Source organism: Kitasatospora sp. NPDC056181 (genome assembly GCF_042266225.1).
In the GTDB taxonomy this organism is placed as follows: domain Bacteria; phylum Actinomycetota; class Actinomycetes; order Streptomycetales; family Streptomycetaceae; genus Kitasatospora.
This window is the reverse complement of record NZ_JBHJUK010000065.1, coordinates 1-25,793: the sequence shown is the minus strand read 5'-3', so window position 1 is coordinate 25,793 and position 25,793 is coordinate 1. Positions and strand designations below refer to the sequence as shown.

The window sequence follows — 25,793 nt, the reverse complement described above, 5'->3', positions numbered from 1 at the left end:
CGAGATGACCGACCTGATCCGCTACACCGCCGCCGAGACCGCGGGCGCCATCGCCAAGGGCGAGGTCTCCGCCGTCGAGGTCGCCCAGGCGCACCTGGACCGCATCGGGGCCGTCGACAAGAAGGTCAACGCCTTCCTGCACGTCGACGCCGAGGGCGCGCTGAGCGCCGCCAAGGCCGTGGACGAGAAGCGCGCCAAGGGCGAGGAGCTCGGCCCGCTGGCCGGCGTCCCGCTGGCGCTGAAGGACGTCTTCACCACCAAGGGCGTGCCGACCACCTGCGGCTCGAAGATCCTCGAAGGCTGGATCCCGCCGTACGACGCCACGCTGACCACGCGTCTCAAGGACGCCGGCGTCGTCATCCTCGGCAAGACCAACATGGACGAGTTCGCGATGGGCTCCTCCACCGAGAACTCCGCCTTCGGCGTCACCGGCAACCCGTGGGACCTCACCCGGATCCCCGGCGGCTCCGGCGGTGGTTCGGCCGCCGCGCTGGCCGCCTTCGAGGCCCCGCTGGCGATCGGCACCGACACCGGCGGCTCGATCCGCCAGCCGGGCGCCGTCACCGGCACCGTCGGCGTGAAGCCGACCTACGGCACGGTCTCCCGCTACGGCCTGGTGGCGTTCTCCAGCAGCCTCGACCAGGGCGGCCCGTGCGCCCGCACCGTGCTGGACGCGGCGCTGCTGCACGAGGCCATCGCCGGCCACGACCCGCTGGACTCCACCTCGATCGACGCGCCGGTCCCGGCCGTGGTCGAGGCGGCGAAGCTGCGCGACGTCCGCGGCATGCGGATCGGCGTGGTCAAGGAGTTCGCCGGCGAGGGCTACCAGGCCGGCGTGATGCAGCGGTTCAACGAGTCCGTGGAACTGCTGCGCGAGCTGGGCGCCGAGGTCGTCGAGGTCTCCTGCCCGTCGTTCACCCTGGCGCTGCCGGCGTACTACCTGATCGCGCCCAGCGAGGCCTCGTCCAACCTGGCCCGCTTCGACGCGATGCGCTACGGCCTGCGGGTCGGCGACGACGGCACCCGCTCGGCCGAGGACGTCACCGCCCTCACCCGTGAGGCCGGCTTCGGCCCCGAGGTGAAGCGCCGCATCATCCTCGGCACCTACGCCCTCTCCTCGGGCTACTACGACGCCTACTACGGCTCGGCCCAGAAGGTCCGCACGCTCATCTCGCGCGACTTCGACGCGGCCTTCGCCGGCGTGGACGTGCTGATCTCGCCGACCACGCCGACCACCGCCTTCCCGATCGGCGAGCGCGCCGACGACCCGATGGCGATGTACCTGGCCGACCTGTGCACGATTCCGTCGAACCTCGCGGGCAACGCGGCCATGTCGCTGCCCTGCGGTCTGGCCCCGGAGGACAATCTCCCGGTCGGCCTGCAGATCATCGCACCCGCGATGGCGGACGACCGCCTGTACCGCGTGGGCGGCGCCGTCGAGGCCGCGCTCAACGACAAGTGGGGGCACCCCCTGCTGGAGGAGGCACCGGCACTGTGAGCAAGATCGAGAAGGCCAAGGGCTTCAAGCACAGCAAGCCCGGCCTGTGGCTGTCCATCGGGACCAGCGCCTTCGGCGCCATCTCCGTGTACAAGGACGTCAAGAAGGCCCGCACCGAGAACGACACGCTGAAGCTGGTCAACGCCCTGGTCGGCGCCGCCGCCCTGATCACCGGCACGGCCCTGCTCGTGCGCGAACTGCGCTGCCTCGGCGACGACGACGTCCTGCTGGGCTGAGCAGCCCCGGCCCGGCCCGCACCCGTGTGCGCGGCCGGGCCCGTACCTCCACAGACTTTTAGCGAAGGGGACGCTGTGAGCGTCATGAACCTGGTCTCCTACGAGGACGCTCTCGCGTCGTACGACCCGGTGATGGGCCTTGAGGTCCACGTCGAGCTGGGCACCAAGACCAAGATGTTCTGCGGTTGCTCGACCGAGCTGGGCGCCGAGCCGAACAGCCAGGTCTGCCCGACCTGCCTGGGCCTGCCGGGCTCGCTGCCGGTGGTCAACGCGATCGGCGTGGAGTCGGCCGTCAAGATCGGCCTGGCGCTGAACTGCGAGATCGCCGAGTGGTGCCGGTTCGCCCGGAAGAACTACTTCTACCCGGACATGCCGAAGAACTTCCAGACCTCGCAGTACGACGAGCCGATCGCCTTCAACGGCTACCTCGACGTGCAGCTGGAGGACGGCTCGACCTTCCGCGTGGAGATCGAGCGCGCCCACATGGAGGAGGACACCGGCAAGTCCAGCCACGTCGGCGGCGCGACCGGCCGGATCCACGGCGCCACCCACTCGCTGCTCGACTACAACCGGGCCGGCATCCCGCTGATCGAGATCGTCACCAAGCCGATCGAGGGGGCCGGCGAGCGGGCCCCCGAGGTCGCCAAGGCGTACGTCGCCGAGCTGCGCGAGCTGATCAAGGCGCTGGGCGTCTCCGAGGCCCGGATGGACAAGGGCCAGATGCGCTGCGACGTCAACCTGTCGCTGCGCCCGAACGGCACGAAGACCTTCGGCACCCGCTCGGAGACCAAGAACGTCAACTCGCTGCGCAGCGTGGAGCGGGCCGCCCGGTTCGAGATCCAGCGGCACGCCACCGTGCTGACCGACGGCGGCACGATCGTCCAGGAGACCCGGCACTTCCACGAGGACGACGGCAGCACCACCTCGGGCCGGATCAAGGACAACGCCGAGGACTACCGCTACTTCCCCGAGCCGGACCTCGTCCCGATCGCGCCCTCGCGCGAGTGGGTCGAGGAGCTGCGGGCGGGGCTGCCCGAGCTGCCGCGCGTGCGCCGTGCCCGGCTCCAGGCCGAGTGGGGCCTGTCGGACAAGGACATGCAGTCGGTGCTGAACGCCGGTGCGGTCGAGCCGATCCAGGAGACCATCGCCGCCGGTGCGCCGGCCGACCAGGCCCGCAAGTGGTGGATGGGCGAGCTGGCCCGCCGCGCCAACGAGACCGGCACCGAGCTGAGCGAGCAGCCGATCACCCCGGCGCAGGTCGCCCGGGTCACCGCGCTGGTCGCCGAGGGCAAGCTGAACGACAAGCTGGCCCGCCAGGTCATCGAGGCCGTGCTGGCCGGCGAGGGCGAGCCGGACGAGGTCGTCGAGAAGCGCGGCCTGGCCGTCGTCTCGGACGACTCCGCGCTCGGTGCCGCCGTCGACGAGGCCATCGCCGGCAACGAGGCGATCGCCGCCAAGATCCGCGACGGCAAGGTCGCCGCGGTGGGCGCGCTGGTCGGCGCGGTCATGAAGGCCACCCGCGGCCAGGCCGACGCGGCCCGCGTGAAGGACCTCATCCTGCAGCGCCTCGGCGTGGAAGGTCAGTAGGCACGGTCTGCAGCGCCTCGGCGTGGAAGGTCAGTAAGCACGGTCTGCAGCGCCTCGGCGTGGGAGGACGGTAAGCGCCTCTCTGCGGTGCCAGTCGCCTAAGGTTCTAAGGCGTCTAAGGCCTTCTAAGGTGCCTTAGTGCGGTCTAAGGCCCGGATTCACCCTTGTAAGTGGGGGTGAATCCGGGCCTTCGTCGTTTCCGGGGCCCCGCCTAAGGCGATCGGCCCCCGGAAGATGCGGCAGGCTGCCGATGTGGTGCACCCCCCTGGGAGAGGAGTCTTTACCTCAGAACGAGAGACCACCACGAGGGGAAACACCGTGATCGAGTACGAGCTCATCCAGCAGCAGGTGCGGGAACTCCACGCCCAGGCCGACCACCAGCGTCTGGTCCGTGAGGCCAAGGCCGGCCGGGGGCTGCGCCGCCTGGTCACCACCCGTGCCGACCGGCGCGCCGCGCGTCTGAACGAGTGCTGACGGGCCGGCACCCGGCAGCGGCCGGGGCGGACGAGGAAGGGGAGGCGCGATCCAGCGCCTCCCCTTCCGGGCATCCGGAGGATGGGATAACCCCTCGGCCGGGCGGATCGGCTTATGGCATGCTCGCCTCCATGCAGCAGATATCGGTGAGTCCCGTCTTCGTCGGCCGTGGAACGGAGATCACCGAGCTGACGGACGCTCTGAAGCGGGCCGGCTCCGGCAGCCCGCAGACCGTGCTGGTCGGCGGCGAGGCCGGCGTCGGCAAGACCCGGCTGCTGGAGGAGTTCCTCGCCCGGGCCGCCGCCGACGGCGGGGGAGTGGTGACCACCGTCGGCGGCTGTCTGGAGGTCGGCGCCGAGGGCCTGCCGTACGCGCCCCTGTCCTCCGCGCTGCGCCGGCTGCACCGCGGTCTGGGCACCGAGCTGGAGGTGGCCGCCGCCGGCATGGAGGGTCATCTCGCCCGGCTGCTGCCCGACTTCGGCGAGGCCGACGGCGAACCCAACGACGAGTACGGCCGGGCCCGGCTGTTCGAGCACACCGCGAGGCTGTTCGAGCGGCTCGGCACGGACCGTACCCTCGTCCTCGCCGTCGAGGACCTGCACTGGTCCGACCGCTCCACCCGCGAGCTGCTCGCCTACCTGGTCCGCACGCTGCACCGGGCCCGCGTCCTGCTGGTGGCCACCTACCGCACCGACGACCTGCACCGGCGGCACCCGCTGCGGCCGTTCCTGGCCGAGCTGGAACGGCTGCGCACCGTGCAGCGGATGGAGCTGGAGCGGTTCGGCCCGGGCGAGGTCGCCGCGCAGCTGGCCGGCATCCTCGGCACCGCCGACCCGGACCGGCAGCTGGTCGACCGGATCCACCGTCGCTCGGAGGGCAACCCGTTCTTCGTCGAGGAGCTCGCGACCGCCTTCCAGGACGGCTGTTCGGCCGGGCTCACCGACTCGCTGCGGGACATCCTGCTGGTCCGCGTCGAGGCGCTGGACGAGGAGACCCAGCGGGTGCTGCGGATCGCCGCCGAGGGCGGCTCCTACGTCGAACACGCGCTCCTGGCGGCCGTGCTGGACGACGAGGAGGAGCTGATCGAGTCGCTGCGCGCGGCCGTCGGCGCCAACATCCTGCGCCCGGACACCGACGGCGACGGCTACCGGTTCCGGCACGCCCTGGTCCGTGAGGCCGTCTCGGACGACCTGCTCCCCGGCGAGCGGCACCGGATCAACCGCCGCTTCGCCACCGCGCTGGAGGCGCAGCCGCACCTGGTCGGCAGTGACGTCCGCCCGGCCAGGCTGGCCAACTACTGGTACCACGCGCACGATCCGGCCCGCGCCCTGCCGAGCGCCCTGGACGCCGCCCGGGCCGCCCGCCGGCGCAACGCCTTCGCCGAGCAACTGCGGATGCTGGAACGCGCCCTGGAGCTGTGGGACCAGGTCTCCGAGGAGGTGCTGGCGCACACCCTGCGCCCGTACGACTGGGCCGAGACCTACCCGCCGTGCTCCTGCGACGTGGTGACGCACGACCCCGAGCGGCTGCAACTGGTCGACGTGCTCGCGGAGGCGGTGGTCGCGGCCCGGCGCAGCGGTGACCGCGAGCGCGGCCTGAGCCTCTCCCGGCGGGCGCTGAAGCTGGTCGACGAGACCAAGGACCCGGCCCGCGCCGCCTGGTTCCGGATGAACCGGGCCCGGATGTTCGGCCACCTCAACCGGTCCAAGGACCAGGACGAGGCGGCCTACGCCCGGCGGCTGGTCGAGCAGCTGCCGCCGTCCGCGGTCCAGGCCGAGGTGTTCGCGCTGAGCGCGGGCATCGCCATGCTGAACAGCCCCACCGGTGAGAGCGTCGAGCTCGCCGAGCGGGCGGCGGCGATCGCCCGTGAGGTCGGGGCGCACGCCGTCGAGCAGCACGCCCGGATGACGCTCGGCACCCTGCGCAACGACCTGGGGAACGACCCCGAGGCCGCCGTCGCGGAGCTGTCCGCGGCGGTCGCCGCCACCCGCGAGCTCGGTGTGCCGGACCTCATGCTCCGCGGGCTCAACAACCTGGCCAGCCTGCTGCAGTCGCTCGGCCGCGCGGAGGAGGCCGTGGTGCTGGCCCGCGAGGGGCTGGAGACCGCCGACGGCAACGGCCTGCTGCGCAACATCGGCACCCTGCTGGTCGGCAACCTCGCCGAGGCGCTGATGGACCTCGGCCGGACCGAGGAGGCGGCCGAGGCGCTGGCCGGCGCCGAGCGGACCCAGCAGCCGGGCAGCCACGCGGAGTTCCTCGACCGGTTGCGGGGCGAGCTGGCCCTGATGAGCGGGGACCTCCCCTCGGCGGCCGGCATGCTGGCCCAGGCCCGGGCCTCGGACCGGGTCTGCCAGTTCCAGCACTCCGTGCCGATCTCCCGGCTCGCGGTGCTGATCGCCGCCCGCAGCGGGCGCCTGCTGGAGGCCCGGGCCGAGCTGCTCGCCGTGATCGACAACCCGATCCCCGCCGGGAACGAGGCCGCGCTCTACCCGCTGCTGGTGGACGGCGCCGCGGCCGAGGCCGACAGCCGGGGCCTGCCGGAGGCCGGGCCGGGCCGCGCCGAGGTGCTGGCGAAGATCGCCGCGGTGGCCGCCCTGCTGACCCCCAAGGCGTCGCTCCACCACGGCTGGGCGCGGCTGCTGGAGGCCGAACTGGCCCGGGCCGAGGACCGGGACACCCCGGCGCAGTGGACCGCCGCCGTCGAGGCGCTGCGGCCGGCCGGGCTGCCGGGCCCGCTGGCGGCGGCGCTGCTGCGGGCCGGCGAGGCCGAGGTGCTGGCCGGGCACCGCGAGGCGGGCGCCGAACTGCTGCGCGAGGCGCGGAAGCTGGCCGGGGCGCGCTCCGACACCGCGCTGCTCGCCGAGGTCACGGCGCTGGCCGAGCGGGCGGGCCTGGCGCTCTCCGGGCGCGCCGGGGCGGGTGCCCCCGTCCCCGCCGCTCCGCCGTCGGGGGGAGACTCCTTCGGCCTCACCCCCCGTGAGCGGGACGTGCTCCGGTTGCTCGCCCGGGGCCGTACCAACCGGCAGATCGCGGAGGAGCTGTACATCTCCCCGAAGACCGCGAGCGTCCACGTCTCCAACATCCTCGGCAAGCTCGCGGTGGCCGGCCGGGGCGAGGCCGGCGCGCTGGCCCACCGGTTGCGGCTCTTCCCGGAGGACCTGGCGCCCGCCGGCCGCTGAGCCGGGCCGCCGTCCGCGCCCGCCGACCGTACCGGTCCGACCGGTCCCCGGTAGGCGGGCGCCTCCGCGTGCTCCTGTGCGCGCCGCGTGAGCCCCTCGCCGCACGCCCCCGCCAACCGGCCCGTTCTGGCAGATTCGGGTGCAATTCCCCACCCCCGCGCCATTACTCTAAGTTGAGTGTGCGTGTCATTGAGTGACCGAAGTGGTGTAGGGTCCCGACCGGGAACATCGGTGCGGTGCGTCGGCCGACAGGCCGTCCACCCCCTGGGCCACCGCCCTGACGGGGCGCCAGGTCACCGCGTACGGCCACCAGGTGCGCGGCCGGTGGCCCGTGGCCGGGGCGCAACGCCCCGGGTCGGAGGGGGAGAGGCCGAGTGAGCTCCACCGATGCGGTGCTGCCCGGAGCCGGACGGCCGGGCGCGCCGGACGCCGACACGCCCCGGTGTACCGGGCGCGGCCCGGTCTGCCGGATGCTCCACAGCCGTGGCCTGCCCGGCGCAGCCCTCGGCGTCCTCTGCGTGGCCTATGCGACCGGCGCGGCCTCCGGCTGGGGATCCCGCCAACTGGCGATCTTCATGGGCGACTTCGGCCTGGCCGCGGCCGCCCTCGCGGCCGCGCTGTCCTGCCTCGCCTACGGCTGCGCGGTCGGCGGCCACGCCCGCCCGGCCTGGCTGCTGTTCGGCCTCTCCTCGCTCATGGTCGCCTTCGGCAACGGCACCTGGGGCTGGTACGAGCTGGTCGAGCGCACCCCGCTGCCGCAGGACTCGCTCGCCGAGTACGCCTTCCTGCTCTTCGCCCCGCTCGCCATCACCGGCGTGCTCGTCCTCGCCCAGCGCCCGCGCAGCGCCGCCGGCTGGCTCTGCCTGCTGCTCGACGGCTGGCTGGTGGCCGGCTCGCTGTTCACCCTCAGCTGGAGCCTCGCGCTCGGCCGGATCGCCGCCGGGGAGGACGGCTCCCCGCTGCGCCTCGCCCTCAACCTGGCCTACCCGGTGCTGGACATCCTGCTGGTCAGCCTGGTGGTCGGGCTGCGCTTCGGCGGCCGGGACGGCAACCGGGCCGCGGTGCACACCGCGATGATCGGCCTGGCTGTCACCGTGCTCTGCGACGCCCTCTTCACCTCCCCCGAACTGCGCAACAGCTACCACTCGGGGGAACTGCTGGACGCCGGCTGGTTCGCCGGCAGCCTGCTGCTCGCCTGGGCGCCGTGGTCGCCGCGCTGGCGCCGCCCGCTGCGCGAGCACCCCTCGGCCGGGGGCCTGCCGCGCCGCCGGGTGGCCACCACCTTCAGCGCCCTCACCCCGTACGCGGCGGCCGCGGTCTGTACGGCCGGGATCCTCTACAACGCCCTCGGCGGGCGGCCGTTGGACCGGGTGGTGGCCTCCGCCGCCTGCACCGTCGGCCTGGCGCTGATCCTGCGGCAGGGCGTGATGCTGCTGGACAACCTCTCGCTGGCGCAGGAACTCGCCCACAAGGAGGCGCACTTCCGCTCCCTGGTGCAGGGCTCCAGCGACGTCATCATGATCGCCGGCGCCAACGGCGTGCTCTCCTACGTGTCCCCGGCCGCGCTCGGCGTCTACGGGCGGGACCCGGAGGAGCTGGTCGGCGGCAACCTGCTGGACCTCGTCCACCCCGAGGACGTGGACCGCGTACTGCTGGAGGTGCGCCGCTTCCTGGCCCGCGGCCGGCTGCTGGCGCACCGCTCGTCGGGCACCGCCGCCGAGCCGTCGGCGGCCCGGGTGGAGTGCCGGATCAGCTCCGGCGGCGGTGAGTGGCTGCACGTCGAGTCGACCGTCAACCGGTACCGCGACGGCCTGATCCTGAACAGCCGGGACGTCACCGAACGCGTGATACTCCAGGCCCAGTTGCAGCACAACGCCTCCCATGACCCGCTCACCGACCTGCCCAACCGGGCGCTCTTCGCGCAGCGGCTGCGCGGGGCCCTCGCCACGCGCGGACAGCAGGGCGGGGCCGGCGCCGGGGTCGCGGTGCTCTTCCTCGACCTGGACGGCTTCAAGGCGGTCAACGACAGCGCCGGCCACCAGGTCGGCGACGAGCTGCTCGTCCAGGCGGCCCGCCGCCTCCAGGGCGCCGTGCGCTGCGGGGACACCGTCGCCCGGTTCGGCGGGGACGAGTTCGCCGCGCTGGTCTGCGGCCCGCTCGGCCGGCTCCAGGTCCAGGAGCTCGCCGAGCGGTTGCGGGTCGCGCTCTCCGAGCCCTACTGGATCGGCGGCGCCGAACTCGCCGTCGCGGCCAGCATCGGCATCGCCTTCGGTACCCCCGAGCGCGGCCCCGCCGCCGACCCCAGGGCCGCCGCCGACGAGCTGATGCGCAACGCCGACCTCGCGATGTACCGGGCGAAGTCCGAGGGCAAGGGCCGGGTGGTGCTCTACACCCCGGCCATGCGGGCCGACCTGGAGCGCCGCTCGGAGCTGGAGGAGCGGCTGCGGGTCGCCGTCCGGGAGGGCGGCTTCACGCTGCTGCACCAGCCCGTGGTGGACCTCCTGTCCGGCTCCGTCACCGGCGTCGAGGCCCAGGCCCGCTGGCGCTCGGCCCAGGGGCTGCTGCTCACCCCCGCCGAGTTCCTGCGCTCCGCGGAGCACGGCGACGCGGCCGCCCGGTTCTCCCGCTGGCTCGTCCACGAGGCGGTGACCGCCGCGGCGCTGCGGCGCGGGCTGCCGGCCAGGACCCGTTCGGCGCCGCCGCCCGTGCCGGTCTCGGTCCGGTTGTCGGCCGAACGGCTCTGCTCGCCCGGCATGTACGAGGCCGTGGTCGCCGCGCTGCGGGACAGCGGGCTGCCGGCCGGCCAGCTGGTGGTCGAGGTCGCCAGGACGGGCCCGGACGCGCTGGCCGACGAGCTCGGCCGTCGGCTGGCCGCGCTGCGCAGGCTCGGCGTCTCCACCGCCCTGGCCGGCTTCGGGGCCGGCCACGGCTCGCTCGGCGCGCTGGGCCGGCTGCCGTTCGACGGGCTCAAGCTGGACCGCACGCTGGTCCAGGACCTCGGCGAGTCGGGGCTCGGCCGGACGCTCGCCGGGCACGCCCTGCGGCTCGGCCGCGACCTCGGCCTGGTGACCGCCGCCGAGGGGGTGGACCTGCCGCGCCAGGTCTCCGTGCTCCAGGAGTTGGGCTGCCGGCAGGGCCAGGGTTCGGCCTTCGCACCGCCCCTGGACGAGACCCGGCTGCGCCGCGCGCTGGTCCGCCGGGTCTACCCGCTGCCGAGACCGCTCGGCTCGCTCTCGGCCCGCCGCGCGCACCTCGCCGCGGACACCCGTACGAGTGGCTGCGGGGAGTCCGCGGCGGGGCGTGTCGTACATCACCACGGCGGCTCCGACCTGCCCGAACACCGCGCGGTGGCCGGTCCGGGGCATGGTCCGCATGGCGAGACTGTCATCCCACCTGCTTGACAGTCGGCCCCGCACGGGAGGAAGGTCGTTGCCATGCGCACCCGAATTCTCGTACTTGGCGGGCGCGTCGGCTGAGCGGGCCATGCCCGACTCGTGAGAGACCGACGCGCCACCCCTCGCATGCCCTAGGCACGAGGGGTTTTTTGTTGCACTGACACTGTTCCACTCCGCAAGACCACTGGCCCCGGCCGCCCCCGACCACCCCGATCCACCGGGAAAAGGGGGACGATTGGGGCAGAGCCGGCGATCGGCCCGACCCCCGGGACCCCACCCTCGACAGACCGGGGCCCGCAACCACCCGGGCCGGCAAAAACCGAGAAGAGACAGGCAGATGACTGAGCACGCCGCATCCCCCCGCCGCGGGGACACCCCGGCCGCCCACGCTCCCGCTCCCCAGCACGTCGTCGAGACCATGACCGGCGCCCAGTCGCTCATCCGCTCGCTGGAGGCCGTGGGCGCGGACACCGTCTTCGGCATCCCGGGCGGGGCCATCCTTCCCGCGTACGACCCGCTGATGGACTCGACCAAGGTGCGTCACATCCTGGTCCGCCACGAGCAGGGCGCCGGCCACGCCGCCACCGGCTACGCCCAGGCCACCGGCAAGGTCGGCGTCTGCATGGCCACCTCCGGCCCCGGTGCGACCAACCTGGTGACCCCGATCGCCGACGCCTACATGGACTCGGTGCCGATGGTGGCCATCACCGGCCAGGTCGCCTCCAAGGCGATCGGCACCGACGCCTTCCAGGAGGCGGACATCTGCGGCATCACGATGCCGATCACCAAGCACAACTTCCTGGTCACCGACCCGGCCGAGATCCCCCGGGTGATCACCGAGGCGTTCCACATCGCCGCCACCGGCCGGCCCGGCCCCGTCCTGGTCGACATCGCCAAGGACGCGCTGCAGGCCACCACCACCTTCCGCTGGCCGGCCGAGACCTCGCTGCCCGGCTACCGCCCGGTGACCAAGCCGCACGCCAAGCAGATCCGCGAGGCCGCGAAGATGCTGGTCGGCGCCAAGCGCCCGGTGCTGTACGTCGGCGGCGGCGTGATCAAGGCGAACGCCACGGCCGAGCTGCGGATCCTCGCCGAGCTGACCGGCGCCCCGGTGGTCACCACCCTGATGGCGCTCGGCGCCTTCCCCGACAGCCACCCGCAGCACCTCGGCATGCCCGGCATGCACGGCTCCGTCCCGGCCGTCACCGCGCTGCAGAAGTCGGACCTGCTGTTCACCCTCGGCGCCCGCTTCGACGACCGCGTCACCGGCCGGCTGGACAGCTTCGCCCCGTACGCCAAGATCGTCCACGCCGACATCGACCCGGCCGAGATCGGCAAGAACCGCCCGGCCGACGTGCCGATCGTCGGTGACGCCCGCGAGGTGCTGGCCGACCTCATCGTCGCCGTCCAGGCCGAGTTCGACGCCGGCCACAAGAGCGACTACGTGGACTGGTGGGTCAAGCTCAACGAGTGGAAGAAGACCTACCCGCTGGGCTACGAGCCGGCCCCGGCCGGGCAGCTCTCCCCGCAGCAGGTCATCGAGCGGATCGGCCAGCTGGTCGGCCCGGACGCGATCTACGCCGCGGGCGTCGGCCAGCACCAGATGTGGAGCTCGCAGTTCATCCAGTTCGAGAAGCCGGCCACCTGGCTGAACTCGGGCGGCGCGGGCACCATGGGCTACGCCGTCCCGGCCGCCATGGGGGCCAAGGCGGGCCGCCCGGAGACGTCGGTCTGGGCGATCGACGGTGACGGCTGCTTCCAGATGACCAACCAGGAGCTGGTCACCTGCGCCCTGAACGACATCCCGATCAAGGTCGCGGTCATCAACAACGGCTCGCTGGGCATGGTCCGCCAGTGGCAGACCCTCTTCTACAACCAGCGGTACTCCAACACCGTGCTGCACTCGGGCCCCGGCCACGACGGCATCGAGCCGCCGGCCCAGGGCACCCGGATCCCCGACTTCGTGCTGCTCTCCGAGGCGATGGGCTGCGTCGGCCTGCGCTGCGAGCGCCCGGAGGACCTGGACGCGGTGATCAAGCAGGCGATGGAGATCAACGACCGCCCGGTCGTCATCGACTTCATCGTCCACCAGGACGCCATGGTCTGGCCGATGGTGGCGGCCGGCACCAGCAACGACGAGATCCAGTTCGCCAAGGGCGTCCGGCCCGACTTCGGCGACGACACCGACTGACCCCGACCTCGAAGACCTAGGGATACAGAGACCCATGTCCAAGCACACCCTCTCCGTCCTGGTCGAGAACAAGCCCGGCGTGCTCGCCCGCATCGCCGCGCTGTTCTCCCGTCGGGGCTTCAACATCGACTCCCTCGCCGTCGGCCCGACGGAGCACCCGGACGTCTCCCGGATGACGATCGTGGTCAACGTCGAGGACCTCCCGCTGGAACAGGTCACGAAGCAGCTCAACAAGCTCGTCAACGTGATAAAGATCGTCGAGCTCGACCAGTCCGCTGCGATCCAGCGGGAACTGGTCCTGGTGAAGGTCCGCGCCGACAACGAGACCCGGTCGCAGATCGTCGAGATCGTCCAGCTGTTCCGCGCCAAGACGGTCGACGTGTCCCCGGACGCGGTGACCATCGAGGCCACCGGCAGCTCGGACAAGCTGGAGGCCATGCTCCGGATGCTGGAGCCGTACGGCGTCAAGGAGCTGGTCCAGTCGGGTCTGGTCGCCATCGGGCGCGGCGCCCGGTCGATCACCGACCGCTCGCTGCGCGCCCTCGACCGGAGCGCGTGACACCCGGCCGTCGCCCGTCACCACCCTTCCAACGGTGCGACACCGCCGCTCATGCGCCCCGTCTCACCCCCTGAAGCACCGCCCCACACCCCCGCCGGGTCGACGTACCGTAGGAAACGCAGTACCCGGCAAGACCATCACGCAAGGAGATGTGCCCCCGTGGCCGAGCTGTTCTACGAAGACGACGCCGACCTGTCCATCATCCAGGGCCGCAAGGTCGCGGTCATCGGCTACGGCAGCCAGGGCCACGCCCACGCGCTGTCCCTGCGCGACTCCGGCGCCGACGTCCGGGTCGGCCTGAAGCCGGAGTCCAAGTCCCGTGCCAAGGCGGAGGAGGCCGGCCTGCGCGTCGTCACCCCGTCCGAGGCCGCGGCCGAGGCCGACGTCATCATGATCCTGGTGCCGGACCCGATCCAGGCCGACGTCTACGAGGCGGACATCGCCCCGAACCTGAAGGCCGGCGACGCGCTGTTCTTCGGCCACGGCCTGAACATCCGCTTCGGCTTCATCAAGCCCCCGGCCGACGTCGACGTCTGCATGGTCGCCCCGAAGGGCCCGGGCCACCTGGTCCGCCGCCAGTACGAGGAGGGCCGCGGCGTCCCCGCGATCGTCGCGGTCGAGCAGGACGCCACGGGCAACGCCTTCGCCCTCGCGCTGTCCTACGCCAAGGGCCTGGGCGCCACCAAGGCCGGCGTCATCAAGACCACCTTCACCGAGGAGACCGAGACCGACCTGTTCGGTGAGCAGGCCGTCCTCTGCGGTGGCACCGCCGCCCTGGTGAAGGCCGGGTTCGAGACCCTGGTCGAGGCCGGCTACCAGCCGGAGATCGCCTACTTCGAGTGCCTGCACGAGCTGAAGCTCATCGTCGACCTGATGTACGAGGGCGGCCTGGAGAAGATGCGCTGGTCGGTCTCCGAGACCGCCGAGTGGGGCGACTACGTCACCGGCCCCCGCATCATCACCGACGCCACCAAGGCCGAGATGAAGAAGGTCCTCGCCGAGATCCAGGACGGCACCTTCGCCAACACCTGGATCGCCGAGTACAAGGCCGGCCTGCCCAAGTACAACGAGTACAAGAAGGCCGACGAGGACCACCTGCTGGAGACCACCGGCAAGCAGCTCCGCAAGCTGATGAGCTGGGTCAAGGAAGAGGCCTGAGCCTCTCCGGGCACCGGTCCGATCGGATCAGCCTGATTTTGTAACTCCCTTGTACAACTAGGCTGCTCCCGTCCGGGTGATTTCGCCGGACGGGAGCAGCCTGGTACCCAGCCCGTCGATACACTTCCGAGTGCGCGTCAGGCCCACAGCGTCGTGCGTCTACCTACGCGGCATGCCACCTTCCCCCCGGATTCCACGCCACCTTCGTGCCGGGGAGAACCGCACAGTTAAGGACCACACTGTCGTGAGCACTGTGACATCCAAAGCCGTCGTCCTGATCGCCGAAGAGCTGTCGCCCGCCACCGTCGACGCCCTCGGACCCGACTTCGAGATCCGCCACTGCAACGGTGCCGACCGCACCGAGCTGCTGACCGCGATCGCCGACGTGGACGCCATCCTGATCCGCTCCGCCACCAAGGTGGACGCCGAGGCGCTGGCCGCCGCCCGCAAGCTCAAGGTGGTGGCCCGGGCCGGCGTCGGCCTCGACAACGTGGACGTCTCCGCCGCCACCAAGGCCGGCGTGATGGTCGTCAACGCGCCGACCTCCAACATCGTCACCGCCGCCGAGCTCGCCTGCGGCCTGCTGATCTCGGTCGCCCGCAACATCGCGCCCGCCAACGCCGCCCTCAAGCAGGGCGAGTGGAAGCGCAACAAGTACACCGGCGTCGAGCTGAGCGAGAAGGTCCTCGGCGTCGTCGGCCTCGGCCGCATCGGCGTGCTGGTCGCCCAGCGGATGTCCGCCTTCGGCATGAAGATCGTCGCGTACGACCCCTACATCCAGGCCGCCCGCGCCGCGCAGATGGGCGTCAAGCTGGTCTCGCTGGAGGAGCTGCTGGAGGTCTCGGACTTCATCACCGTCCACCTCCCGAAGACCCCGGAGACCATCGGCCTGATCGGTGACGAGGCGCTGCACAAGGTCAAGCCGACCGTCCGCATCGTCAACGCCGCCCGCGGCGGCATCGTGGACGAGGCCGCGCTCGCCGCCGCCCTGCGCGACGGCCGGGTGGCCGGCGCCGGCCTGGACGTCTACGCGAAGGAGCCGTGCACCGACTCCCCGCTGTTCGCCTTCGACAACGTGGTCGCCACCCCGCACCTGGGCGCCTCCACCGACGAGGCGCAGGAGAAGGCCGGCATCGCGGTCGCCAAGTCCGTGCGCCTGGCGCTGGCCGGCGAGCTGGTCCCGGACGCGGTCAACGTCCAGGGCGGCGTGATCGCCGAGGACGTCCGCCCGGGTCTGCCGCTGGCGGAGAAGCTCGGCCGGATCTTCACCGCGCTGGCCGGCGAGGTGGCCGTCCGGCTCGACGTCGAGGTCCGCGGCGAGATCACCCAGCACGATGTCAAGGTGCTCGAACTGTCGGCCCTCAAGGGCGTGTTCGAGGACGTCGTGGCGGAGACGGTGTCCTACGTCAACGCCCCGCTGTTCGCCCAGGAGCGCGGCGTCGAGGTACGCCTGACCACCTCCAGCGAGAGCCCCGAGCACCGCAACGTGATCACCGTCCGCGGCACCCTGGCCGACGGCGGCGAGATCGCCATCTCCGGCACCCTGGCCGGCCCGAAGCAGACCCAGAAGATCGTCGGCGTGGACGCCTTCGACGTGGACGTCGCGCTCACCGACCACATGGCGTTCTTCAAGTACGAGGACCGTCCGGGCGTGGTCGGCATCCTCGGCCGCCACCTCGGCGACGCCGGCATCAACATCGCCGGCATGCAGGTGGCCCGCGACGGCAGCGGCGCGCTGGCGTCCATCACCGTGGACAGCCAGATCCCGCAGGAGGTCCTCACCGCCATCTCCGCCGAGATCGGCGCCCGCTTCGCCCGTTCGGTCGACCTGGGCGCCTGAGCACCGCACGGCCTCCGACAGCAGGGCCCGGGGCGGCTCCCGTCTCAGATAGTAGGAAATCCAAGTATTCGTGCAGACACGGCAGGCGCCGGGTCGTACCGTGGAAGAGCCATACGGTGTGCCGCCCCTGTAGCCAGGGCCTGCGGCCCGTGTGTGCCCGTGCGCCCCGAGGGCAGGCGACCCCTGCTCCGCGCACCCCCCACTCTCTGTGCCTTCCACCCTCTGCGCCCTCCCGGCGCGCTCGCCCCAAGGAGCCCGGTATGCCCCCCGCCGCAGACCGCCACGCCACTCCCGCCCCCGCCGCCACCCCGGCCCGCACCCCGCGCCGCCGCCGCGCGGCCGAGCAGAGCCCCTTCGCGGCCGCCGCCCTGCAGCGCGCACTGGACCGCCGTGACAACGGCGGCGCGACCGGGCACCTCTGATGGTCGCTCCGGCCCTCCTGCGAGTCCGTCTCCGGGCGGTGGCGTTCATCCGCCGAATGGGCCGTCCGGACTGACGCCGGATCACCCGGAGGAGTGCAAGTGGCGCCCGTTGGAGGGATGTTGCTCGCACTCCCCGCCGGGGTCTCCTATATGTGGGGCCCCGGAGGGGTGATCGACGTCCGCGCGGGCGGGCGTCAGCGACACGGCGTGCGGATCAGTCCCCCTTGCCGGGGGAGAGGGCCCAGTGCGTCAGCCACCCGTCCGTCGTCCGGTCACCAGGATCGGACTCACCCTGGCCCTGCTGGCGGGGCCGGTGCTGCTCACCGCGGCCCCGGCGGCCGGCAGTCCGCCGACGAGCCCGACGGCCCAGGGCGCCCCGCCGGGGCGCCCGGCCTCCGTCCTGCTGGAGCTCACCACCGAGGCCGCCGGCCCGGCCTGGCGGCGGGCGGCCGCCGAGGCCCGGCGGGCCCGGCGCTCCCCGGAGGCCGTCCGCCGGGAGGCCGCGCAGGCCGGGGGCGGGCAGCGCTCCCGCGCCTCCGACGCGCTCGACCGGCTCGCCGACGCCGTCCGCGGCGCGGCGCCCACCGCCCGCGAGCTCTACCGCACCCGCACCCTGCTCACCGGCCTCGCCGTCACCGTGCCCGCCGACCGGCTGCCCGCCCTGCGGGCGCTGCCCGGCGTCCGGGCCGTCCACCCGGTCGTGCGCAAGCAGCGGGACAACGCGTACTCCGTGCCGCTCACCGGGGCGCCGCAGGTCTGGTCCGGCCCCTCCGCGGACGGCACGACCGGCGGCAACACCGGGCAGGGCGTGCGGATCGGCGTCATCGACAGCGGCATCGACTACACCCACGCCGACTTCGGCGGCCCCGGCACCGCGGAGGCGTTCAAGGCGGTCGACGGCGCCCGGCCGGCCCCCGCCGGACTCTTCCCCAACGCCAAGGTGGTCGGCGGCAAGGACCTCGTCGGGGACGACTACAACCCGGACCCGTCCGCCCCGAACTACCAGCCCGACCCGCACCCCGACGCCAACCCGATCGACTGCGCGCTCAACGGCCACGGCACCCACGTCGCCGGCACCGCCGCCGGCCTCGGCGTCACCGCCGACGGCCACCCGTACGCCGGCCCCTACCGGCCCGGCCTCGACCCGGCCGCCTTCAAGGTCGGCCCCGGCGCCGCACCCGGCGCCCAGCTCTACGCGATCCGGGTGTTCGGCTGCGACGGCTCCACCGACCAGCTCGCCCAGGCCCTCGACGTCGCCGCCGACCCGGACGGCGACGGCGACCTCGGTGACCGGCTCGACATCGTCAACCTCTCCCTCGGCAGCCGCTTCGGCTCCACCGACGACGCCGACGCCGTCGCCGTCGACCACCTCGCCGACCTCGGCACCCTGGTGGTCGCGGCCGCCGGCAACGAGGGCGACGTCTACGGCATCGGCGGCAGCCCCGGCACCGCCGCCCGGGCCCTCGCCGTCGCCGCCTCGGTCGACCCGCACAGCGATGCCGACGGCCTCACCGTGCTGGCCCCCGAGCCGCTCGCCGGCACCGTCCCGGCCCACTGGAGCGGCCGCTACCAGGGCTGGTCCACCGCCGACGTCGCCGGCCGGCTCGCGCTGCCCGTCGACCAGGCCGACGGCTGCACCGCCTTCACCGACGCCGACAAGCAGCGGCTCACCGGCAGGATCGCCGTACTCGCCTGGGCCACCCGCGAGTCCGAGCGCGCGTGCGGCTCCGCCCCGCGCGCCGACCACGCCGCCGACGCCGGCGCGATCGGCGCCCTGCTCGCCGCCGACGACGACCACCTCGCCGAGATCGCCGGCAACGACCGCATCCCCGTCGCCCTGCTCGCCCACGCCGACGGCGAACGCCTGCGCCAGGGCGCGGCGGCCGGCCAGGTCGACGTCCGGCTCGCCGCGCCGGGCAACCCGCTGCACGGCGTCGTCCCCCAGGACCAGCCGCAACGCACCGACACCCTCACCGACTTCACCTCGCGAGGCATCGGCGTGCCCGGCGTGGTCAAGCCCGACCTGGCCGCGCCCGGCGAGACGATCTGGTCCGCCAAGGCCGGCAGCGGAGGCGGGGGCCAGCGCGAGGACGGGACCTCGATGGCCACCCCGCACGTGGCCGGACTCGCCGCCCTCGTCCGCGCAGCCCACCCCGACTGGACGGTCGAGCAGCTCAAGGCCGCGCTGATGAACACCGCCGGGGACACCTGGCTCGGCGACGGCGGCACCGGCCCGGTCTACGGCCCCGAGCGCACCGGCGCCGGCCGGGCCCGGGTCGACGCCGCCGTCCGCACCCCCGTTGTCGCGTACGCCGCGGGGGAGGGCGCGGTGCAGGGCAGCGTCGGCGTCTCCTTCGGCGTGGTGGCGGTCGGCGGTGCGCCCGGCGCAGCCCGCGGGGCGGAGGTCCGTGAGGTCGAGGTCCGCAACCTCTCCGGCGCGGCGGTGACCTACCGCACCGGCTACGCGGCCGCCACCGACGTGCCCGGTGCCCGCTACGAGATCAGCCCCGGCCGGGTCGAGGTCCCGGCCGGCGGCACCGCCCGCGTCCGGGTCACCCTGGCCGTCCCCGGGCAGCTGGGCCGCAGTCCCGACCCGACCATCGCCACCCTCCAGGGCGGGAAGGCCCGCAGCTACCGCGGCGAACTCTCCGGCCGGCTGCTGCTCACCCCCGAGTCCGACGCGGCCCTGCCCGCGCTGCGGGTCCCCGTCTTCGCCGCCCCCCGGCCCGCCTCCGACCTCAGCGCCGCCGCCCCGGTCCGCACCCCCCGCTCAGGCGCGCTCGTCGCCCTCGGCGGCACCCGGGCGCCCGCCGAACAGCCCGGCCTGCTCAGCGCCTTCGCCCTCGGCGGCGAAGGGGCCCGGTGGCCCGACTGCCCGCCCGGCAGCGGCGCCGCCGTCGGCCCGGGCGCGGGCATCGTCCCCGAGGACGGCGAACCGCAGAAGCCGGAGGACGTCTGCGTCGAACGCCCGGGCGACCGGGCCGCCAACCTGCGCGCCGCGGGCGCCGCCTCGGACACGCCCGCCGTCGGCGACGGGCAGGGCACGCTCTACCTCGCCGCCCAGTTCTGGGCGCCCGCCACCACGCCGGTCGGCGTCTTCGCCGTCCGGGCCTCGCTCGACACCGACGGGGACGGCAGCACGGACGCCTTCGTCAAGGCCGACCGGCAGCGCGGCAGCGACGTCCTGGTCGCCCGTACCGTGGACGCCCGGACCGGCGCCGAGCTGGACGTCCAGCCGCTCAACGCCCGCTGGGGCGACACCGACACCGCGCTGCTCGACAGCGACGTGCTGGTACTCCCGGTCCGACTGAGCGCCCTCCCCGGCGTGAAGGCGGGCCACAGCACCGTCCGCTACGGGCTCTGGACCGGCGCCGCCACCGCGGGCAAGCCCGACCCGGCCGAGGCGTTCTCCGCCATCGGCCTGCGCGGCACCCGGCCCACCCTCGCCGTCGACGTCCTGCACCCTGCCGTCGACGTCCGGACCGGTCCCGGCGGCCCCGCGGCGATGGCGGCGCCGCTGCCGCCCGGCACCGTGCTCGACGTCCGCCGGGCCGACGGGGACACGTCGCGCCTGCTGCTCCTGCACCACTTCAACCGCGACGGCCTCCGCGGGCAGATCCTGAACCTGCCCTGACACCGCGCCCCGCACCCGGAGCCGCCGCCTCGCAGAGGGCGGCGGCTCCGTCGTGTACCGGGCCCGCCGGCCGCGCGGCCGGGCGGTTCACAGGCCCCACGTGCCTCCCGGCGGCCGCCACTCCTCCCGCCACTCCCGCTCGGCCGCCGCCCGGCGGACGCGGCGCGGAGTCCGGGTGGGGCGGTGGCGCAGGCGGCCGAAGACGGCGGTCAGGACGGTGACGGCGGCGGAGGCGAGCGCGAAGGTCTCGCCCTCGGTGAGGCCGGGCGGACGGAAGGAGCAGACGACCCGGTCGGCGCCCCGGTCGAGCGGGACACCGATCATGCCCAGGACGGACCGCGGCGCGGTGTACGGGCCGCCGCCGGCCGAGCAGGTCCACCCGGTGGTGGCCGGGACGGAGAGCAGGGCGGTTCCGGTGCTGCCCGCGGGGAGGACGGCGCTGAGGCCGTGCCCGCCCGCGGTGACCCGCGTCGCGCCGGTGGCGGTGAGCCGGGTGACGGCCGCGTCCAGGGCGCCGGGCCGGAGGCAGCCGATCGGCCGGGCCGGGACCTGGGTGACGGTGTCCGCGTGCAGCACCACCCGGACGACGCCGTCGGCGGGCACCGGCCCCAGCAGGTGCACGGGCACCGCCGTGGTCGGCTGGACGCCGTCACTGCGGTAGGTGGTGCCGAGGCCGCTCACCGTGCCGTTGAACCAGACCCCGTGGAAGTACGCGGTGGCGCCCGGCGTGCAGAGCGCGGTGAAGGCGGTCCCGACCGTGCCCTCCGGGGTGGCGGGGACGGACCACCCGCTGCTGCCGTGCGCGGTGGGCGCCGGGCCGGCGGCCGGGACGGGCACGGGTACGTCGTAGACCTGCCCGCCGAGCAGCGACTCCTGCCGGGACCAGACCGAGGTGGTGTCGACGGCCGATCCCGGCGGCAGGACGGTGACCAGCGGGGGAGCGGGCGCCCGGACGACGGTGAAGCCGTCCGGCGGGGGCCCGTCGGCGAGGTGGGTGTGCACGCCGAACAGCGCCTGCCCGACCGGATCGGTGACGCTCGCGGTCTGCCGTCCGCCCGCCGTCCAGCCCGCGCCGAGGTCGTGCAGGAGCAGGGCGGTGACCGTGGGCAGGTAGCCGCTGGAGTAGCCGCCGCCCTGGCCGTCGAGCAGCAGCGGGTCGTTCGGGGTGAAGGCGTGCGGACCGGGGTCGGTGCGCACGCGCGGCCAGTCGGCGGCCTGCCGCATCGCCGCGTGCCCGGCCCGGACGGAAGCCCCGGAGGCGGTGCCGGTGGCCGGCGTGCCCAGCGCCGCGTACGAGGACCAGACCGCGCCGCCCAGGACGGCGCACCCGAGCACCGCCGTCGCCGCCGCGCCCGCCCGCCGGTCGGTGTGCCGGTGCTCCAGCGTCCACAGGGCGGCGAGCAGGACGGCGCCGCCGGCCACCAGCAGCACCCAGGTGGACGCCCGCACCGAGCGCTGGCCCGCCGCGACGGCGGTCACCACCAGCACCACCGCGGCCCCGCCGAGCAGGGTCACGGTGTCCGGCCGGTGCGCCAGCGAGACCCAGCCGGCCAGCACCAGCAGGCCGCTGAGCACGAAGGCGACGCGGTAGGGGCCTCCGGCCGGGATCGCCAGGCCGTGCCAGACCAGCACCGTCGGCGTCCAGACGAAGCTGAGCACCACGAGCACCAGCAGCCCGCACCAGGCGATCCGCTCGCGGGCCCGCACCCGTCGGTTGAACGGCAGCCCGGCCACCAGCAGGAGGCCGAACAGGCCGATCGAGACGTCCGGGACGGGCGGGCCGCCGTGGGCGCCGGGCAGCAGCTGGGCCAGGTGCCCGCCGAGCCCGGACGGGCCGAGCGGCTGCACCGGGGACTCCGGCTGGGCCTCCTGCGCGGCCCGGACGGCGACGAACAGGACGGGCGCGGCGAGCAGCACCCCGGCGGTGGCCATGGTGACGGCCCGCCCGGTCACCCGGACGAGCGTCCTGAACGGCCGGCGGACGGAGGGCAGCCGGACGGCGAGCACCAGTCCGGCCGTGATGGTGGCCATCGCGGCGGTGTAGAGGTTGCCCCACCAGGCGAGCGCGACGCAGAGGGTGCCGGACAGCCAGCGCCGCTCGTGCAGGCACCAGTCGCCGGCCACGACCAGCAGCGGCAGCGAGACCAGGCCCCAGAGCCACATCGGGGCCGTCCCGCCGACGGTCGGCACCCAGGCGCAGAGCCCGTAGCCGAGGGCGGCGAGCGCCCGCAGCCAGTGCGGTCCCGGGTGCAGCCGGCCCAGCGCGTGGGTCATCAGTCCGGTGCCGAGCCCGATGCTGGACAGGGCCACCAGGAACACCGCCAACTGACCCTGGTCGCGCGGCAGCAGGACGGTGGGCCAGGAGAACGGGTTCATCAGGTAGGCGAAGAAGTCGGCGAGGAACGGCGCGCCGTAGCCGCTGTTCCAGTTGAACAGCAGGTCGCCGGGGGCGTCGCCGCGCACCATGTCCCAGAGGTGGGCGTGGAACGGCACCGCCGTGTCCGCCGCCCCCGGCGGCCACTGCCCCCGCAGCCCGGCCGCGAGGGCGTACGCGGCCATCCCCGCGGCCCCCGCCGCCCCGCAGACCCGCGCCTCCCGCCACCGCTCGGCCATGGTGATCTGCCCCGTTCTGCGAGGAATGCCGGATCGGATGCCCGCGAGCATAAGCGCGCCCCCGGCGCGGGGGCCGACTACACGCGCTCCCTCGTGGGAGGGACGTGCGGGAGGATCTGCCGAGTAGCCTGAAATGGTCCGTCAGGGTGGCTGCATGGGAGGAATCATGAGCACCGAGCCGTACCCCGACTGGCTCCGCCCTCCGGTCGGCGGCTACACCGCCGAGGACGTCCTGCTGGCCGTGGAGGTCGTGTCCGAGGAGTCCGAGGAGCGCGACCGGCAGGTGAAGCCGCGGAAGTACGCCGCCGCCGGCATCCCGCACTTCTGGCGGGTCGAGGGTGACGAGGAGGGGCGCCCGGTCGTCCACACCTACGAGCTCGACCCGGCCACCCAGTCCTACGGCCTGACCGGCATCCACCACAAGCAGCTGAAGCTCGAACGCCCGTTCCCGGTCGACATCGACCTGACCTGACCGTTCGTCCGGATAGTGGACACGAGGTGTCAGCCTCTGGGACACCGGAGTAGGGTCCGACCATGTCTCGCACCATTCGTCTCGCAGTTGTCCCCGGTGACGGCATCGGCCAGGAAGTGGTGGCCGAAGGCCTCAAGGTCCTTGGCGCCGCGCTGCCCGCCGACGTGAAGCTGGAGACCACCGAGTACGATCTCGGCGCCCGGCGCTACCACCGCACCGGCGAGACGCTGCCGGACAGCGTGCTGGCGGAGCTGAAGGCCCACGACGCGATCCTGCTCGGCGCCATCGGAGACCCGAGCGTGCCCTCCGGCGTGCTGGAGCGCGGGCTGCTGCTGAAGCTGCGGTTCGCCTTCGACCACCACATCAACCTCCGCCCGGGCCGTCTCTTCCCCGGCGTGAAGTCCCCGCTGGCCGGCGAGCCGGACATCGACTTCGTGGTCGTCCGCGAGGGCACCGAGGGCCCGTACGTCGGCAACGGCGGCACGCTGCGCACCGGGACCGAGCACGAGGTGGCCACCGAGGTCAGCCTCAACACCGCCTACGGCATCGAGCGGGTCGTCCGGGACGCCTACCGCCGGGCCCAGGCGCGTCCGCGCAAGAAGCTCACGCTCGTCCACAAGAACAACGTGCTGGTGCACGCCGGTCACCTGTGGACGCGGATCTTCGAGCAGGTCGGCCGGGAGTTCCCCGAGGTCACCACCGACTACCTGCACGTCGACGCGGCGACCATCTTCTTCGTCACCCAGCCCGAGCGGTTCGACGTGATCGTCACCGACAACCTGTTCGGCGACATCCTGACCGACCTGGCCGCCGCCGTCACCGGTGGCATCGGCCTGGCGGCCAGCGGCAACATCAACCCGAGCGGCGACTTCCCGTCGATGTTCGAGCCCGTGCACGGCTCGGCGCCGGACATCGCGGGCCAGGGCAAGGCCGACCCGACCGCCACCGTGCTCTCGGTCGCCATGCTGCTGGACCACCTCGGCTTCGCCGCCGAGGCCGCCAAGGTCGAGGCCGCGGTCGCCGCGGACCTGGCCGAGCGCACGGGCACCCGGACGACCTCGCAGGTCGGCGACGCGCTCACCGCCCGAGTATCCGGCTGAGCGGCCGGAACCGAGAAGCGGTATCCGGCCGAGCGGCCGGAACCGGTACAACGTGTTCCGGCCCGACGGGCCGGACCGCATAACCACAGCTTGCAGCTCCCCAAGGAGCCCGCGACTGTTCGGCACGGCCCTCTGGATGCGAGTATCGACAGTGGGCCGTGCCGTCGTGCGTTCGTTCGCCGAAACGAATCCCGGCGGAGGCGGCCCGGACCAACCCCACGGTGAAGGACATACAGCCATGAGCACGCCCACCCAGGCGCCCATCACGTTCGACCTCAAGCCCTCCGCCCAGCCGCTGTCCGACGCGGAGCGCGAGGCCCGGCTGACCAACCCCGGCTTCGGACGCGTCTTCACCGACCACATGGTCACCATCCGTTGGACCGAGGGCCGGGGCTGGCACGACGCCCAGCTGACGCCGTACGCGCCGCTGGAGATCGACCCGGCGAACATGACGCTCCACTACGGCCAGGCGATCTTCGAGGGCCTCAAGGCCTACCGCCAGGCCGACGGCTCGATCTCCACCTTCCGCCCGGAGGCCAACGCCACCCGCTTCCAGGCCTCCGCCCGCCGCCTGGCGATGCCGGAGCTGCCGGTCGAGGCCTTCGTCGAGGCGGTCGAGCTGCTGGTCCAGCAGGAGCAGGCCTGGGTCCCGAACGAGCCGGAGCAGAGCCTCTACCTGCGCCCGTTCATGTTCGCGACCGAGGTCGGCCTGGGCGTCCGCCCGGCCAACTCCTACCTCTTCATGATCATCGCCTCGCCGGCCGGCGCCTACTTCCCCGGTGGCGTCAAGCCGGTCTCGGTCTGGCTCTCCGAGGACTACGTCCGCGCCGCGCCGGGCGGCACCGGTGCCGCCAAGTGCGCCGGCAACTACGCCGCGTCCCTGGTCGCCCAGGCCGAGGCCGCCGCCAAGGGCTGCGACCAGGTCGTCTGGCTCGACGCCGCCGAGCACCGGTGGATCGAGGAGATGGGCGGCATGAACCTGTACTTCGTCTTCGGCGAGGGCAAGGACGCGAAGATCGTCACCCCCGAGCTCTCCGGCGCGCTGCTGCCCGGCATCACCCGCGACTCGCTGCTCCAGCTCGCCGCCGACCTCGGCTACGCCGTCGAGGAGCGGAAGATCTCCACCGAGGAGTGGAAGCAGGGCAACGCCGACGGCACCCTCACCGAGGTCTTCGCCTGCGGCACCGCCGCCGTGATCACCCCGGTCGGCTCGGTCAAGTCGGCCGGCGGCGACTGGACGGTCGGCACCGGCGAGCCCGGCCCGATCACCATGGAGCTGCGCAGGTCCCTGCTCGCCATCCAGGGCGGCCAGGCCCCCGACACGCACGGCTGGCTGCACAAGATCGTCTGACGGCGCGAGCACCGCGGCCGGGGGGGGCCCGCGCCGCGGGGGGGCGGCCCCCCCCCCCACCAGAGGGGGACCCCCGAAAGGACG

The 25,793-nt window shown here is 73.7% G+C and carries 15 protein-coding genes and 1 pseudogene; 15 read left to right on the top strand and 1 reads right to left on the bottom strand.

Features of this window, described 5'->3' with window-relative positions; translation table 11 throughout:
* Nucleotides 1–4 precede the first annotated feature (4 nt).
* The 12 genes from gatA (at nucleotide 5) to ACFC1F_RS23735 (ending at nucleotide 20,173) form a co-directional block, all read left to right on the top strand.
* Nucleotides 5–1,498, top strand: coding sequence for an Asp-tRNA(Asn)/Glu-tRNA(Gln) amidotransferase subunit GatA (gatA, locus tag ACFC1F_RS23790; protein WP_376161074.1), 1,494 nt, complete (start codon nucleotides 5–7; stop codon nucleotides 1,496–1,498).
* Nucleotides 1,495–1,734 (top strand): hypothetical protein, encoded by a 240-nt coding sequence (locus ACFC1F_RS23785; RefSeq protein WP_209411380.1) that lies wholly within the window; start codon nucleotides 1,495–1,497, stop codon nucleotides 1,732–1,734. The genes gatA and ACFC1F_RS23785 overlap by 4 nt, the downstream gene beginning before the upstream one ends.
* 75 nt (nucleotides 1,735–1,809) lie before the next feature.
* Entirely contained in the window at nucleotides 1,810–3,321 is a 1,512-nt protein-coding gene (gene gatB, locus ACFC1F_RS23780) for an Asp-tRNA(Asn)/Glu-tRNA(Gln) amidotransferase subunit GatB (protein WP_148642825.1), read from the top strand.
* A 318-nt stretch (nucleotides 3,322–3,639) separates the two neighbouring features.
* Nucleotides 3,640–3,795 (top strand): hypothetical protein, encoded by a 156-nt coding sequence (locus ACFC1F_RS23775; RefSeq protein ID WP_376161072.1) that lies wholly within the window; start codon nucleotides 3,640–3,642, stop codon nucleotides 3,793–3,795.
* 131 nt (nucleotides 3,796–3,926) lie between these two features.
* Entirely contained in the window at nucleotides 3,927–6,974 is a 3,048-nt protein-coding gene (locus tag ACFC1F_RS23770; RefSeq protein WP_376161070.1) for an AAA family ATPase, read from the top strand.
* 470 nt (nucleotides 6,975–7,444) lie between these two features.
* Nucleotides 7,445–10,375, top strand: coding sequence for a putative bifunctional diguanylate cyclase/phosphodiesterase (locus tag ACFC1F_RS23765; protein WP_376161098.1), 2,931 nt, complete (start codon nucleotides 7,445–7,447; stop codon nucleotides 10,373–10,375).
* Nucleotides 10,376–10,706: 331 nt separating this feature from the next.
* A complete protein-coding gene (locus ACFC1F_RS23760) occupies nucleotides 10,707–12,560 on the top strand; it encodes an acetolactate synthase large subunit (RefSeq protein WP_209411383.1) in 1,854 nt (617 codons plus the stop codon).
* 34 nt (nucleotides 12,561–12,594) lie between these two features.
* A complete protein-coding gene (gene ilvN / locus ACFC1F_RS23755; protein ID WP_148642822.1) occupies nucleotides 12,595–13,119 on the top strand; it encodes an acetolactate synthase small subunit in 525 nt (174 codons plus the stop codon).
* 159 nt (nucleotides 13,120–13,278) lie between these two features.
* Nucleotides 13,279–14,277: a ketol-acid reductoisomerase gene (ilvC, locus tag ACFC1F_RS23750; protein ID WP_209411384.1), complete on the top strand. Its 999-nt coding sequence runs from the start codon at nucleotides 13,279–13,281 to the stop codon at nucleotides 14,275–14,277.
* Nucleotides 14,278–14,530: 253 nt separating this feature from the next.
* The gene (gene serA, locus ACFC1F_RS23745) at nucleotides 14,531–16,117 is read left to right on the top strand and encodes a phosphoglycerate dehydrogenase (RefSeq protein ID WP_209411538.1); all 1,587 of its coding nucleotides are present in this window, start codon (nucleotides 14,531–14,533) and stop codon (nucleotides 16,115–16,117) included.
* A 260-nt stretch (nucleotides 16,118–16,377) separates the two neighbouring features.
* Complete coding sequence (locus tag ACFC1F_RS23740; RefSeq protein ID WP_376161067.1) at nucleotides 16,378–16,539, top strand: hypothetical protein; 162 nt, start codon at nucleotides 16,378–16,380, stop codon at nucleotides 16,537–16,539.
* 244 nt (nucleotides 16,540–16,783) lie between these two features.
* Nucleotides 16,784–20,173, top strand: coding sequence for a S8 family serine peptidase (locus tag ACFC1F_RS23735; protein ID WP_376161065.1), 3,390 nt, complete (start codon nucleotides 16,784–16,786; stop codon nucleotides 20,171–20,173).
* 87 nt (nucleotides 20,174–20,260) lie between these two features.
* Here ACFC1F_RS23735 and ACFC1F_RS23730 read toward each other — a convergent pair whose 3' ends face one another.
* Entirely contained in the window at nucleotides 20,261–22,786 is a 2,526-nt protein-coding gene (locus ACFC1F_RS23730) for a YfhO family protein (RefSeq protein WP_376161063.1), read from the bottom strand.
* Between the two features lie 190 nt (nucleotides 22,787–22,976).
* Here ACFC1F_RS23730 and ACFC1F_RS23725 point away from each other — a divergent pair.
* The 3 genes and pseudogenes from ACFC1F_RS23725 to ACFC1F_RS23715 all read left to right on the top strand — a co-directional run.
* A pseudogene (locus ACFC1F_RS23725) lies at nucleotides 22,977–23,258 on the top strand (Uma2 family endonuclease); the annotation flags it as partial.
* A 62-nt stretch (nucleotides 23,259–23,320) separates the two neighbouring features.
* Complete coding sequence (locus ACFC1F_RS23720) at nucleotides 23,321–24,358, top strand: 3-isopropylmalate dehydrogenase (RefSeq protein WP_148642817.1); 1,038 nt, start codon at nucleotides 23,321–23,323, stop codon at nucleotides 24,356–24,358.
* 238 nt (nucleotides 24,359–24,596) lie between these two features.
* A complete protein-coding gene (locus ACFC1F_RS23715) occupies nucleotides 24,597–25,709 on the top strand; it encodes a branched-chain amino acid aminotransferase (RefSeq protein WP_376161061.1) in 1,113 nt (370 codons plus the stop codon).
* The last annotated feature ends 84 nt before the right edge of the window (nucleotides 25,710–25,793 follow it).